Below are 13,543 nucleotides of genomic sequence, written 5' to 3'. Positions count from 1 at the left end.
CATGACGATCCAGGAAGCACGCCGGGCGCTCGAACAGTACTTCGTCGAGCACCCGCCCGCGATCTCGGGCGACCTCTACATCGCAGATGAGTGGTTCGAGGACGAGCAGGACTATCTGCCGGTCTGGGGCTCACGGCAGTTCTACGTCGACGGTGTCGAGGCGTACGCACGCTGGGACAATCTCGCGATCTTCATCGACAAGCGCACGGGCGCGGTTCGTCAGGAGTTCCACACCCCGAATTTCGCGAAGATCAGCAGCATGACGCCCGTTGCAGCGACGGAGTGAGGAAGATCGTGCTCGAGGCATCCGCCCTGACCTCGATAAGATCACAGGCATGACTCCGGGGACGACGAACTGATGCTGGATCCGGAGACGACACGGTTCGTCGACGCAGCGACGGCCCTGCCCGCGGCGACCCTCGAAGCGGCGTTCGAACGCCAGCTCGATTTCTGGGGTGAAGGCGGTCAGGAAGCGAGCGATGCCGCGGGTCCGTCCGCGAGCGCGAATGCCGAGCTCGATCATCGGATTCGAGCAGCGCTGCTTCCCCGTGCCGACGAACTCGACGACCATCTCCTCGGGCTCCACTCGGATGCCCGGACGGTGATCTCCACGGCGGCGCGCGCGATCCAGACGCGCCGGCGGCTCACCCCCGAGCAGTTCACGGTACTCGTCACACCGTTTGTCGAACTCGGCCTCGACATTCCTGCTCACGAAGGCTGACCATCACGCACATGGGGACTCCTCCCCATGTCGTTCGCCTCACGCCTCGGTAGACTCTCCGAGGCGGCTCGGCGTCGCCTGCCGCATCGCGCCGATCCGTTTCAACAGTGGGCCGAACGGCTCCCGCCAGACGAAGGGTCACGCATGACGAGGTTCCGGAGCTTTGATCCGGTCGCCCCCATCTCCGACGACACGATCGCCGCATTCGCCGGCGCGGTCCCGACCGAGGTCGCCGATCTCTGGCGTACATACGGCGCGGGTCTGGTCGGTGACGGGTACTTCCGGTTCCTCGACCCGTCGCGTGCCGCGCAGATGCTCGCCGACGTGTTCGAACTACCCGAGGGCTCGACGGTGCTGTTCGCCACGGCTCTCGGCGACCTCGTCGTGCACGTCAATGGGCTCTACCTCGTCTACAAGGCGCGCTGGGGCGTGATCGACCTCATCGAGGGCGTCGACGTCGACCAGCTCGTCGCGTTGATCGAAGACACGGCAGAGCGCGACGTCGCCTGGGAATGGCAGCCCTATCCTGAGGCACGCGATCGCGACGGCGTGCCCGGTTTCGAGCAGTGCTACGGCTACGTACCGCTGCTCGGCCTCGGCGGTTCGCCCGACCCGGGCAACCTTCAGCTCGTCGGCCTCTACGAGCACTTGGCGACGATCGCGCAGCTCGTCGGCCAACCGTCGGTGCGTCAGCACCTGCAGACGGCAGCGGCCGAGCACAGCGCAGCAGAGGCGACCATGGATGCCTCAGACGAGGACCGGCTCGTCGCGGTCGCGCGAGCGCTGTTCGACAAGCTCACCGACAGCCCGAAACTGAACATCATCGATCTGCCCGACGGGCTCGGTGTCTGCGTCGTGCACGCGGTTCGCGGCGGCGGCACGATCTTCGTCGCGCCCGATGAGACGGTGCTGTTCGTCAGCTCGGCGGTCGACTTCGACGCCGGCCTCCAGACGTTCCGCGAAGGGGTGCGGACCCCGCTCGAGAAGTTCGAGCTCGACAAGAACGGGCGCGGCGCCTGATGGCCGACACCCTCGAGCAGCGGTGCGATCGGCTGCGTCAGCCCGTCACCGAACTCGTCGCGACCAGCATGTCGGCGGCGTATCGCACTCAAGACCTCCCGGAGCTGCTGAAGGCGATCGCGAGCGTGCGAGGCATCCTCGCCGAAGACCCGTCGGGTCTGCCCGACGGGCCGTTCCTCGCCTGGCTGCCGACGGCGCTGCGCAATCTCGACAGCATGAAAGAGGCCGTCGACGCGGGCGACGCGGCGAAGTCCTACGCGATCCTCACCGACAAGACCGACGGGTTCATCCGTCTCACGGTCGGCTGCGCCGGCTACCCCGGTTGGGATCCGGCCGGAACCTCCGCTGCGGATTGATCGGCGAGCACGCGGCGTAGTCTCGAAGTCATGGACCCGCGCCGCACCGCCTGGATCGTCGCCGCGTTCGCCGCGGCACTCGATCTCGCGTTCATCGTATGCGCCTACGGGTTCGTGAGTCTCCTCGGCGGCATCGAGGTGATCACCGACCCCGAGGCCGGTCGCTTCGTCGCCCCGGCGGCGGTCGGGGCATCCGTCGTCGCCGTGCTGCTCACCCTCGCCCTGACCCTTCGTCGGCCTGACCGGATGCTGCCGAGCCTCGCGTTCTCGGCGGTGTGGAGCTGGCTCGCCGCGGTCGTGGTCGCAGTCATCGGCTATGCGCTCGCGAGCACGTCGAACACGATGCTGGCGGCGCTCCTGTTCGGCCTCGGCTTCGGCATCGGGTGGTTCGGGTTGCTCATCCCGGCGCTGGCCGTACTGACGGCATCACTCGCCGTGCTCGTCGCGCGCGGGCGCGGCGCCGGCATGGAGCGGCCACGGTGGCCGTGGGAGCGCGACGAAGACAACGAGTGACGGCGTTCCCCGAGCCCGTCGAAGGGGCCGCGGCGCGCCACTCGGCGGCCGTATCGGTTTGCGGCAGGGGCTCGGCGCTATCGTGAAGCTGATGCAGGGTTCGATCGAGGCGCGGGTGAGCCACGAGGTCGACCGGTGGCTGGCGTGGCTGCCCCGGTGGCGACCTGGCACCCACCGCGCCCGCGTGCGGCTCTGCACTCGGTGCTTCGGGTCGCCGATCCTCACCGCCGCAGGGCTCGACGTCGATGTGCCGCACCCCGTGCAGCATTCCTTCTCGATGCGCATGAAGGGCATCATCGACCTTGCGGTCGACGACTACACGGCGCGCAACCTGCCGATGCTGCACCGTGAGATCCGGCTCGCCGAAGAGCGCAAGGCGCGGCGCCCGTATCGTGCGGGCGAGGGCCTCGAGCCGGAATTCCTCGGTCTCGACCTCGACCCCGAGCCGGTGCCCGACCAGCCGTTCCTCTTCACGCTCAGCGGACTCGAGGCCGACGCTGCGGCTGACGCGCTCGAGCCGGCGCCGCGCCCGTTCACGATGGAGGAGAAGGAGGCGCTCCGCGAAGAGGTGCGTCTCGCCGATGACTTCGCCAAGCAGCTCGGTCGGCGCATCTGCGTCGAACTCGCCCAGCACCGCGGGCGCATCGGCGACGCCGTGATCGAGTTCGTCGAGCCGCAGGTCGAAGACCTCCTCGCCGACCTCGAACGGGAGCTCGATTCGCCCGGGTGGCCGAGCTGACGGTTTGCCGACAGCGAACGCGGGCCTGCGGCATCCGTCCCCATTTGACCGCAAGGTTACGTGGCATTACCATAGATCGAGTGTGCGCTTTGACGCGCGCTTGAATCGTGCCCCGACATTCTGCGAAGAACAAGGCGCTCGAGGCAGGCAGCGGCAGGTCGACCACGTCATGGGCACCCTCACGGGTCGCCCCCACGGCATACCCACCACTGAAACGGCGCTGCGCTCTGCAGTGCCGGTGGGTCTGATGTGAATTCCATCAAACGCTGTCACCGTGCAGCACCAACAAGGAGAAGCAGTGCCAACCATTCAGCAGTTGGTCCGCAAGGGTCGCTCGCCGAAGGTCACCAAGACCAAGGCTCCCGCCCTGAAGGCCAACCCCCAGCAGCGCGGCGTATGCACGCGTGTGTACACCACCACCCCGAAGAAGCCGAACTCCGCGCTCCGCAAGGTCGCTCGTGTGAAGCTCTCCAACGGCAGTGAGGTCACCGCCTACATCCCCGGCGAGGGCCACAACCTTCAGGAGCACTCGATGGTGCTCATCCGCGGCGGTCGTGTGAAAGACCTTCCGGGTGTGCGCTACAAGATCGTCCGCGGCGCGCTCGACACGCAGGCCGTGAAGAACCGCAAGCAGGGTCGCAGCAAGTACGGCGCGAAGATGGAGAAGAAGTAATGCCTCGCAAAGGACCAGCTCCGAAGCGCCCCGTCGTCGCCGATCCGGTCTACGGCTCGCCCGTCGTCAGCCAGCTCGTCAACAAGATCCTCATCGACGGCAAGAAAGACCTCGCCCAGCGCATCGTCTACGACGCCCTCGAGACCGTTGCCGAGAAGAACGGCCAAGATGCCGTCGCCACCCTCAAGAAGGCGCTCGACAACGTGCGCCCGACCCTCGAGGTGCGTTCGCGCCGCGTCGGCGGCTCGACCTACCAGGTCCCCGTCGAGGTCAAGCCTCACCGCGCCAACACCCTGGCTCTCCGCTGGCTCACCAGCTACGCCAAGGCTCGTCGCGAGAAGACCATGACCGAGCGTCTCACCAACGAGATCCTCGACGCCTCGAACGGCCTGGGTGCCGCGGTCAAGCGCCGTGAAGACACCCACAAGATGGCCGAGTCGAACCGCGCCTTCGCCCACTACCGCTGGTAGCAGGCCAGTCGGATGTCATCGCGTACCGCGACCGGCATCCGATCGGCCCACTGCCGCTGGTAGCAGGCCAGTCGGATGCCATCGCGTACCGCGACCGGCATCCGATCGGGCCCACTCCCGCTGGTTGTAGGCGAGCGGATGCCGCGTGGCGGGCCCTGCGCTCGTCGGAGGGCCGCTCGCGGCATCCGCTCCCACTCCCTTTCCCCTTCCTGAATCTCCGGAGGAACACCCGTGGCACAAGACGTGCTCACCGACCTGAACAAGGTCCGCAACATCGGCATCATGGCGCACATCGATGCCGGTAAGACCACCACGACCGAGCGCATCCTGTTCTACACGGGCGTCAACCACAAGATCGGCGAGACCCACGACGGCGCCTCGACGACCGACTGGATGGAGCAGGAGAAGGAACGCGGCATCACGATCACGTCTGCCGCCGTGACCTGCTTCTGGAACAACAACCAGATCAACATCATCGACACCCCCGGTCACGTCGACTTCACGGTCGAGGTCGAGCGCTCGCTTCGCGTGCTCGATGGCGCCGTTGCCGTCTTCGATGGCAAGGAGGGCGTCGAGCCCCAGTCCGAGACGGTCTGGCGCCAGGCCGACAAGTACAACGTGCCGCGCATCTGCTTCGTCAACAAGATGGACAAGCTCGGCGCCGACTTCTACTTCACGGTCGACACCATCATCAACCGCCTCGGCGCCAAGCCTCTCGTGCTGCAGCTGCCGATCGGTGCGGAGTCCTCCTTCGAGGGCGTCGTCGACCTCGTCGAGATGCGTGCGCTCACCTGGCGCGGCGACGCGAAGGGTGACGTCGAGATGGGCGCCAAGTACGCCATCGAGGAGATCCCCGCCGACCTCGTCGAGAAGGCTGCCGAGTACCGCACGCTGCTGCTCGAGGCTGTCGCCGAGACCGACGACGCCCTGATGGAGCGCTACTTCGGTGGCGAAGAGCTGACCGTCGCCGAGATCAAAACGGCCATCCGCGGCCTCACGGTCAAGAGCGAGATCTACCCGGTGCTCTGCGGTTCGGCCTTCAAGAACCGCGGTGTGCAGCCGATGCTCGACGCCGTCATCGACTACCTCCCGTCGCCGCTCGACGTACCCGCCATCGAGGCGCACGACGCTCGCGACGAGGAGAAGGTCGTCATGCGTCACGCGGATGCCTCCGAGCCGTTCACGGCCCTCGCGTTCAAGGTCGCCGTGCACCCGTTCTTCGGTCGCCTCACCTATGTGCGCGTCTACTCGGGTCGTCTCGACTCGGGTGCCCAGGTCGTCAACTCGACCAAGGGCAAGAAGGAGCGCATCGGCAAGATCTTCCAGATGCACGCCAACAAGGAGATCCCCGTCGACTCGGTGACCGCCGGCAACATCTACGCCGTCATCGGTCTGAAAGACACCACGACCGGTGACACGTTGTGCGACCCGAACAACCAGGTCGTGCTCGAGTCGATGACCTTCCCCGACCCTGTGATCGAGGTCGCGATCGAGCCGAAGACCAAGGCCGACCAGGAGAAGCTCGGCACTGCGATCCAGAAGCTCGCCGAAGAAGACCCGACGTTCCGCACCGAGCAGAACTCCGAGACGGGCCAGACGGTCATCAAGGGCATGGGCGAGCTTCACCTCGACATCCTGGTCGACCGCATGAAGCGCGAATTCAACGTCGAGGCCAACGTGGGCAAGCCCCAGGTCGCGTACCGCGAGACGATCAAGCGCGCGGTCGAGAAGCACGACTTCACCCACAAGAAGCAGACCGGTGGTTCCGGCCAGTTCGCGAAGATCCAGTTCGCGATCGAGCCGCTCGAGATCGAAGGCGACAAGACCTACGAGTTCGAGAACAAGGTCAGCGGTGGTCGCATCCCCCGCGAGTACATCCCCTCGGTCGACGCCGGCTTCCGCGATGCCATGCAGTACGGCATTCTCGCGGGCTACCCGATGGTCGGCGTGAAGGCGAGCCTGCTCGACGGTGCGGCCCACGACGTCGACTCCTCGGAGATGGCGTTCAAGATCGCCGGATCGATGGGCTTCAAGGAAGCCGCTCGCAAGGCGAACCCCGTGCTGCTCGAACCGCTGATGTCCGTCGAGGTCCGTACTCCTGAGGAGTACATGGGCGACGTCATCGGCGACCTGAACTCGCGTCGCGGTCAGATCCAGTCGATGGAGGATGCCGCAGGCGTGAAGGTCGTGCGTGCGCACGTCCCGCTCTCGGAGATGTTCGGATACATCGGCGACCTTCGGTCGAAGACCTCTGGTCGCGCGGTGTACTCGATGGAGTTCCAGAGCTACGCGGAGGTCCCGAAGGCTGTGGCCGACGAGATCGTCCAGAAGAACAAGGGCGAATAGTCCGAGACGCACGAACCTGCCGGTTCGCGTAACATATCAACACAAACCCCCGTAGACCACCGGTCGCAATCCAGCGCCCGGGGGCTCTACACGAGTCCTGAGGAGGACCCACAGTGGCTAAGGCCAAGTTCGAGCGGACCAAGCCGCACGTCAACATCGGAACGATCGGTCACGTCGACCACGGTAAGACCACGCTCACCGCCGCGATCTCGAAGGTGCTCGCCGACAAGTACCCGTCGGCCACCAACGTGAAGCGCGACTTCGCGTCGATCGACTCCGCTCCTGAAGAGCGCCAGCGTGGCATCACGATCAACATCTCGCACGTCGAGTACGAGACGCCGAAGCGCCACTACGCGCACGTCGACGCCCCGGGTCACGCCGACTACATCAAGAACATGATCACCGGTGCTGCGCAGATGGACGGCGCGATCCTCGTGGTCGCGGCGACCGACGGCCCGATGGCTCAGACGCGTGAGCACGTGCTGCTCGCCAAGCAGGTCGGCGTGCCCTACCTGCTCGTCGCGCTCAACAAGTCCGACATGGTCGACGACGAAGAGATCCTCGAGCTCGTCGAGCTCGAGGTTCGCGAGCTGCTTTCCAGCCAGGGCTTCGACGGTGACAACGCTCCCGTCGTGCAGGTCTCCGGTCTGAAGGCTCTCGAGGGCGACGAGAAGTGGGTCAAGTCGGTTCTCGACCTCATGGACGCCGTCGACGAGTCGATCCCCGACCCGGTGCGCGACAAGGACAAGCCCTTCCTCATGCCGATCGAGGACGTCTTCACGATCACCGGTCGTGGAACCGTCGTCACGGGCCGCGCCGAGCGTGGCACGCTGAAGATCAACTCCGAGGTCGAGATCGTCGGCATCCGCCCGACGCAGAAGACCACGGTCACCGGCATCGAGATGTTCCACAAGCAGCTCGACGAGGCATGGGCCGGCGAGAACTGCGGTCTGCTCCTTCGCGGCACCAAGCGCGAAGACGTGGAGCGCGGCCAGGTCGTCGTCGCTCCCGGTTCGGTCACGCCGCACACGAACTTCGAGGGCACCGCGTACATCCTCTCCAAGGAGGAGGGCGGGCGTCACAACCCGTTCTACGCGAACTACCGCCCGCAGTTCTACTTCCGCACCACCGACGTCACCGGCGTCATCACGCTGCCCGAGGGCACCGAGATGGTCATGCCCGGCGACACCACCGACATGACGGTCGAGCTCATCCAGCCGATCGCCATGGAGGAGGGCCTCGGCTTCGCCATCCGTGAGGGTGGTCGCACCGTCGGCGCCGGCACGGTCACGAAGGTGCTCAAGTAACACCTTTCGCATTTCGCGATCCGGAAAAGGGGTCGGTCCTTCTGGGCCGGCCCCTTTTCCTGTTCGCTCTCGCGCGAACCGGGCGAGGGTTCTACGCTGGAACGGATGGCAGTTCCCACTCAGCCACTCGTTCGATCGACGGTCCGCCCCGAGATCCAGGCTCTCCGAGCGCTCGCCGTCGGAGCGGTCGTGCTCCATCACGGTTGGCCGGCCGTCGCGCCGGCCGGGTACATGGGCGTCGATGTCTTCTTCGTCGTCTCGGGATTCCTCATCACCGGACTGCTCCTCCGAGAGGCCGAGACGCGCGGAAGAATCTCGCTGAGCACCTTCTACCTCCGCCGTGCTCGGCGTATCCTCCCCGCTGCGGTCGTGGTGCTGCTGGCAGTGTCCGTGCTCACGCTCCTCGTCGTTCCGCAGCGCGAGTGGCGTTCGTGGTTCCGCGAGATCGTGGCGAGCGCGCTCTACTACGAGAACTGGCAGTTGGCCATCGATTCGCAGATCCCGCGCCGGGCTGATCTGGAATCGACGCCGGTGCAGCACTTCTGGTCGCTGTCGGTCGAGGAGCAGTTCTACCTGTTCTGGCCGCTCCTCATCATCCTCGGGCTCTGGATCGCTGCGCGCAGGGGAGTGGCCTCCCGGCGCTTCGTGCTGGCCGTGCTGGGCACGGTCACCGCGGCATCCCTCACGTATTCCGTCGTGCTCACCACTCAGAACGCGGATCTCGCCTACTTCTCGACACTCACCCGCACGTGGGAATTCGGCGGCGGGGGGATCCTCGCCGTCGTCGCCGGCACGCCGAGTCCAGTTCATGCGCGTTGGCGCAGCGCGGCGTCATGGGTGGGGCTCGCGCTGATCGTCGTGCCGATCGTCGCCTTCCGTTCGCACGAACTGTTCCCCGGAGTCGTCGTGCTCCTGCCGGTCGCGGGAACCATCGCGGTGATCTGGGCGGGCATGCCGGATGTCGCGTGGTCACCGGCCCGTCTCGCCGGAGCGACCCCCGTGCAGTGGACGGGGGATGTGTCGTACTCGCTCTATCTCTGGCACTGGCCGATCTTCATGTTCGTGCCCTACTTCACCGGTATGCCGAGCCCGCCGTGGCTCATGGTGCTGCTCGTCGCGCTCGCGTTCCTCGTCGCGGGCCTCTCGAAGCGATTCATCGAGGACCCGTTCCGCACTCCTGCGAAGGGAGTCGGCGGTCGCCCGTCGGTCGTCATCGGCGGCATCGCTGCTGTGGTCGCGATCGTCGTCGCTGCCGGCGTCGTCGCGCCGGGCATGGCCGCGGAGCATGCGCTCGCGTGCGATCGCAGCGACCGCGAGTGACGTCGGTCAGACCGTGGTTCCGTCGATCGTCGTCTCGAGTTCGATGCTCCCGTGCACGCTGCGAGCGACGGTGCAGCCGCGATCGATCGCCTTCACCATGATCTCGATGAGCTTCGTGCGTTCGGCCGGTTCGAGCACGGAGAGGTCGACGAGCAGTTCTTCGTCGACGCGCGAGTAGCGGTTGTCGGCGTCGGCGGTGCCGTGCGCCCACACGGTCATTGCGAAGTCGTCGCCGAGACGGCGCGCCGCGACCCGGTCGGCGCTCATGCCTGCGCACCCGGCGAGGGCGAGCTTCAGCAATTCACCGGGGGTGAAGTGGCCTTCCGCCTCTTCCGGCCCGATCAGCACTGTCGAGCCGCGCTCGTTCATGCCCTCATAGGTGCGTGAGCCGGTGCGCGTGACCGAGACGCTGCCCGGTCCGATCCGCTCACTCACTCGGTGCGCGTGCTCGGTCATGAGGCCTCCAGTCATGGTCGTCAGCTCGATTCCATCACGGATGCGTTGGGCTCGAGGCATCCAAACCTGCAACCAGGCTGTGAACCGAGCGGACGCGACACGCCCGGGTTGCATGGAGGCCCGGACTGTGGCAAACTCGATGAGTTCAACATTTCGAACGCGTGCATGCGTGCGCGCCGATCGGATCACTGTCAGGCAGTGCATAGCCACCCGGTTCATACGGGGGTCAGGCTAGGCCGCAGGCAGGAGAACAGACAAACCGACAACCACAACGCAAAGGGCCTGTGCCTGCAAAGACACAGGTGTGTCTGCGTGCGCGTCGGCGGGCAAGAGGTCGGGCGTGTCGAGGGCACCGCGGCGGAGAATATCCGCCCGGGTGGTTTCGACAGGCTCGATCACCGGCCTTTGACAGAAGAACAGTGGTGCTTCACACGGAGTAGCTACGCGGCGTCCGATGCCCTCGGAAGGGTAAGACGCCTTGACAGAGAGAGAGTCAGTAATGGCGGGACAGAAGATCCGCATTCGACTGAAGTCGTATGACCACGAGGTCATCGACATCTCGGCGCGCAAGATCGTCGACACGGTGACCCGCGCGGGCGCCACGGTCGTCGGCCCCGTGCCGCTTCCGACGGAGAAGAACGTGGTGTGCGTCATCCGTTCGCCGCACAAGTACAAGGACAGCCGCGAGCACTTCGAGATGCGCACCCACAAGCGTCTCATCGACATCGTGGACCCGACGCCCAAGGCCGTCGACTCGCTCATGCGACTCGACCTGCCGGCCGACGTCAACATCGAGATCAAGCTCTGAGGTAACAGATGTCTTCCGCTACCAAGAACGTGAAGGGACTGCTGGGCACGAAGCTCGGCATGACCCAGGTGTGGGACGAGAACAACAAGCTCGTTCCGGTCACTGTCATCGAGATCGCCCCGAACGTGGTCACCCAGGTTCGCACTCCCGAGAAAGACGGCTACCAGGCCGTTCAGATCGCGGCAGGCGCCATCGACCCGCGCAAGGTGAACCTGCCCGCAGCCGGTCACTTCCGTGAGGCGGGCGTGACTCCGCGTCGCCACCTCACCGAGGTGCGCACCGCTGACGCCGCCTCGTACGAGCGCGGCCAGGAGCTCACCGTCGAGGCCACCTTCGAAGCCGGCCAGCTCGTCGACGTCGTCGGCACGAGCAAGGGCAAGGGCTTCGCCGGTGTCATGAAGCGCCACAACTTCAAGGGTGTCTCCGCTTCGCACGGTTCGCACCGCAACCACCGCAAGCCCGGCTCGATCGGTGCCTCCTCGACCCCCAGCCGTGTCTTCAAGGGCATGCGCATGGCCGGTCGCATGGGTGGCGAGCGCGTGACCGTGCTCAACCTCCGCGTGCACGCCGTCGACGCCGAGAAGGGCCTGCTGCTCGTCAAGGGCGCAGTTCCCGGTGCTCGCGGCCGCCTCGTTTTCGTCCGCAACGCAGTGAAGGGGGCGTAGTCCATGGCTACCGCCAACACCATTGACGTGCTCGACGCGACCGGCAAGAAGTCCGGCTCGGTCGAGCTGCCCGCCGAACTCTTCGACGTGCAGACCAACGTCCCGCTCATCCACCAGGTCGTCGTCGCCCAGCTCGCAGCAGCGCGCCAGGGCACGCACAAGACCAAGACCCGCGGCGAGGTTTCCGGCGCCGGTCGCAAGCCGTTCAAGCAGAAGGGCACCGGCCGCGCCCGTCAGGGTTCGATCCGCGCTCCTCAGATGACCGGCGGTGGCATCGTCCACGGCCCGCAGCCGCGTGACTACTCGCAGCGCACCCCCAAGAAGATGATCGCCGCAGCCCTCCTCGGCTCGCTCTCCGACCGCGCACGCGGCGGCCGCATCCACGCGGTCTCCGGTTTCGTCGCCGGCGAGACGCCGAGGACGAAGGACGCCGTCGCTCTCCTCGGTGCGATCGCTCCGGCCAAGCGCTTCCTCATCGTGCTCACGCAGGATGAAGAGCTCGCGCAGCGCGCCGTGCGCAACATCCCGACCGTGCACGTGCTGCGCGTCGACCAGCTGAACGCCTACGACGTGCTCGTCTCAGACGACATCGTCTTCAGCACCGCTGCGCTCGAGGCCTTCGTGGCCTCCAAGGCGCCCAAGGCTGACAGCGCAGTGAAGGAAGAGGTCTCGGCATGACCGCCGCCGCGAACAACAAGGACCCGCGCGAAATCATCATCGCGCCCGTCGTCTCGGAGAAGAGCTACGGCCTGATCGACGAGGGCAAGTACACGTTCATCGTGGACCCTCGCTCGAACAAGACCGAGATCAAGCTCGCGATCGAGAAGATCTTCAACGTCCAGGTGGCGTCGATCAACACCCTGAACCGTCAGGGCAAGACGCGCCGTACCCGGTTCGGCCTTGGCAAGCGCAAGGACACCAAGCGCGCGATCGTCACGCTCAAGTCCGGCTCGATCGACATCTTCACGGCTGTCGGCTAGGGAGCAGAGGAAAAAGAATGGCTATTCGTAAGTACAAGCCCACGACCCCTGGTCGTCGCGGTTCGTCGGTCGCCGACTTCGCGGAGATCACGCGGTCGACGCCCGAGAAGTCGCTGCTCCGCCCGCTGTCCAAGACTGGTGGTCGCAACAACCAGGGTCGCATCACGACGCGTCACATCGGTGGTGGCCACAAGCGCCAGTACCGCGTGATCGACTTCCGTCGCAACGACAAAGACGGCATCAACGCCAAGGTCGCTCACATCGAGTACGACCCCAACCGCACCGCGCGCATCGCGCTGCTGCACTTCGTCGACGGCACCAAGCGGTACATCCTCGCTCCGAACAAGCTCGCTCAGGGCGACATCGTCGAGTCTGGCGCCGCGGCCGACATCAAGCCCGGCAACAACCTGCCGCTGAAGAACATCCCCACCGGTACCGTGATCCACGCGATCGAGCTCCGCCCCGGTGGCGGCGCGAAGATGGCCCGTTCGGCCGGTGCCTCCGTTCGCCTCGTTGCGAAAGACGGCCCCTACGCCCAGCTGCGTCTGCCCTCGGGCGAGATCCGCAACGTCGACGCGCGCTGCCGCGCGACCGTCGGCGAGGTCGGCAACGCCGAGCAGTCGAACATCAACTGGGGCAAGGCCGGCCGCATGCGTTGGAAGGGCGTCCGCCCGACCGTGCGCGGTGTGGCCATGAACCCGGTCGATCACCCGCACGGTGGTGGTGAGGGCAAGACGTCCGGTGGACGTCACCCCGTCAGCCCGTGGGGCCAGAAGGAAGGCCGTACGCGCAAGCGCGATCTTCCCAGCGACAAGCTCATCGTTCGCCGTCGCAATGTCGGCAAGAAGCGCAAGTAGGAGTTGTAGAAGATGCCACGCAGTCTGAAGAAGGGCCCCTTCGTCGATGACCACCTGCTTCGCAAGGTGATCACGGCCAACGAGGCCAGCAGCAAGAACGTGATCAAGACCTGGTCACGCCGTTCGATGATCATCCCGGCCATGCTGGGTCACACCATCGCGGTGCACGACGGTCGCAAGCACATCCCGGTGTTCGTCACCGAGACCATGGTGGGTCACAAGCTCGGCGAGTTCGCCCCCACCCGCACCTTCCGTGGACACGTGAAGGACGACAAGAAGGGCCGTCGCCGCTAAGCGGTGACGTGAAGGAGG

18 protein-coding genes are annotated in these 13,543 nt (G+C 66.0%); 17 read left to right on the top strand and 1 reads right to left on the bottom strand.

The window, feature by feature from the left end; translation table 11 throughout:
• The first annotated feature begins 1 nt into the window (after position 1).
• The 11 genes from AC1C2U_RS17315 to AC1C2U_RS17265 all read left to right on the top strand — a co-directional run bounded on the left by AC1C2U_RS17315 (position 2) and on the right by AC1C2U_RS17265 (position 9,465).
• A complete protein-coding gene (locus AC1C2U_RS17315) occupies positions 2-286 on the top strand; it encodes a hypothetical protein (protein ID WP_495363007.1) in 285 nt (94 codons plus the stop codon).
• Positions 287-358: 72 nt separating this feature from the next.
• Positions 359-721, top strand: coding sequence for a hypothetical protein (locus AC1C2U_RS17310; RefSeq protein WP_495363006.1), 363 nt, complete (start codon positions 359-361; stop codon positions 719-721).
• A 144-nt stretch (positions 722-865) separates the two neighbouring features.
• Entirely contained in the window at positions 866-1,741 is an 876-nt protein-coding gene (locus tag AC1C2U_RS17305; RefSeq protein WP_495363005.1) for a T6SS immunity protein Tdi1 domain-containing protein, read from the top strand.
• Positions 1,741-2,097 (top strand): hypothetical protein, encoded by a 357-nt coding sequence (locus AC1C2U_RS17300; protein WP_495363004.1) that lies wholly within the window; start codon positions 1,741-1,743, stop codon positions 2,095-2,097. Before AC1C2U_RS17305 ends, AC1C2U_RS17300 begins: the two co-directional genes overlap by 1 nt.
• A gap of 30 nt (positions 2,098-2,127) precedes the next feature.
• Complete coding sequence (locus AC1C2U_RS17295) at positions 2,128-2,610, top strand: DUF6121 family protein (protein ID WP_495363003.1); 483 nt, start codon at positions 2,128-2,130, stop codon at positions 2,608-2,610.
• A gap of 91 nt (positions 2,611-2,701) precedes the next feature.
• On the top strand, positions 2,702-3,349 hold the full coding sequence (locus AC1C2U_RS17290; RefSeq protein ID WP_495363002.1) for a spermidine/putrescine ABC transporter substrate-binding protein: 648 nt from the start codon (positions 2,702-2,704) through the stop codon (positions 3,347-3,349).
• Between the two features lie 298 nt (positions 3,350-3,647).
• Positions 3,648-4,022: a 30S ribosomal protein S12 gene (gene rpsL / locus AC1C2U_RS17285; RefSeq protein ID WP_108596013.1), complete on the top strand. Its 375-nt coding sequence runs from the start codon at positions 3,648-3,650 to the stop codon at positions 4,020-4,022.
• Positions 4,022-4,492 (top strand): 30S ribosomal protein S7, encoded by a 471-nt coding sequence (rpsG, locus tag AC1C2U_RS17280; protein ID WP_495363001.1) that lies wholly within the window; start codon positions 4,022-4,024, stop codon positions 4,490-4,492. Before rpsL ends, rpsG begins: the two co-directional genes overlap by 1 nt.
• Before the next feature lie 231 nt (positions 4,493-4,723).
• The gene (gene fusA, locus AC1C2U_RS17275; RefSeq protein ID WP_495363000.1) at positions 4,724-6,838 is read left to right on the top strand and encodes an elongation factor G; all 2,115 of its coding nucleotides are present in this window, start codon (positions 4,724-4,726) and stop codon (positions 6,836-6,838) included.
• Between the two features lie 113 nt (positions 6,839-6,951).
• Positions 6,952-8,145 (top strand): elongation factor Tu, encoded by a 1,194-nt coding sequence (gene tuf / locus AC1C2U_RS17270; RefSeq protein ID WP_495362999.1) that lies wholly within the window; start codon positions 6,952-6,954, stop codon positions 8,143-8,145.
• 105 nt (positions 8,146-8,250) lie between these two features.
• Positions 8,251-9,465 (top strand): acyltransferase family protein, encoded by a 1,215-nt coding sequence (locus tag AC1C2U_RS17265; protein WP_495362998.1) that lies wholly within the window; start codon positions 8,251-8,253, stop codon positions 9,463-9,465.
• A 6-nt stretch (positions 9,466-9,471) separates the two neighbouring features.
• On the opposite strand, the gene AC1C2U_RS17260 is transcribed toward AC1C2U_RS17265, so the two are convergent.
• On the bottom strand, positions 9,472-9,921 hold the full coding sequence (locus AC1C2U_RS17260) for an OsmC family protein (protein ID WP_495362997.1): 450 nt from the start codon (positions 9,919-9,921) through the stop codon (positions 9,472-9,474).
• Positions 9,922-10,420: 499 nt separating this feature from the next.
• Between AC1C2U_RS17260 and rpsJ the strand changes: the two genes are divergently transcribed.
• From rpsJ to rpsS, 6 genes are read left to right on the top strand one after another with little or no spacing between them, the layout of a single operon-like run.
• Positions 10,421-10,729 (top strand): 30S ribosomal protein S10, encoded by a 309-nt coding sequence (gene rpsJ / locus AC1C2U_RS17255; protein WP_495362996.1) that lies wholly within the window; start codon positions 10,421-10,423, stop codon positions 10,727-10,729.
• A gap of 8 nt (positions 10,730-10,737) precedes the next feature.
• Positions 10,738-11,394: a 50S ribosomal protein L3 gene (rplC, locus tag AC1C2U_RS17250; RefSeq protein ID WP_495362995.1), complete on the top strand. Its 657-nt coding sequence runs from the start codon at positions 10,738-10,740 to the stop codon at positions 11,392-11,394.
• A gap of 3 nt (positions 11,395-11,397) precedes the next feature.
• Positions 11,398-12,072 carry a 50S ribosomal protein L4 gene (gene rplD, locus AC1C2U_RS17245; protein WP_495362994.1) on the top strand — a complete coding sequence of 225 codons (675 nt, stop codon included), beginning with the start codon at positions 11,398-11,400 and terminating at the stop codon, positions 12,070-12,072.
• Positions 12,069-12,374, top strand: a complete 306-nt coding sequence (gene rplW / locus AC1C2U_RS17240) for a 50S ribosomal protein L23 (RefSeq protein ID WP_495362993.1) — start codon at positions 12,069-12,071, stop codon at positions 12,372-12,374. The genes rplD and rplW overlap by 4 nt, the downstream gene beginning before the upstream one ends.
• A 17-nt stretch (positions 12,375-12,391) precedes the next feature.
• Positions 12,392-13,231 (top strand): 50S ribosomal protein L2, encoded by an 840-nt coding sequence (rplB, locus tag AC1C2U_RS17235; RefSeq protein WP_495362992.1) that lies wholly within the window; start codon positions 12,392-12,394, stop codon positions 13,229-13,231.
• Positions 13,232-13,243: 12 nt separating this feature from the next.
• Entirely contained in the window at positions 13,244-13,525 is a 282-nt protein-coding gene (rpsS, locus tag AC1C2U_RS17230) for a 30S ribosomal protein S19 (protein ID WP_495352928.1), read from the top strand.
• The last annotated feature ends 18 nt before the right edge of the window (positions 13,526-13,543 follow it).

Source organism: Agromyces sp. Y575, assembly GCF_059445445.1.
Note: the sequence above shows the minus strand (reverse complement) of the source record. Positions and strands in the feature narration are given on the sequence as shown.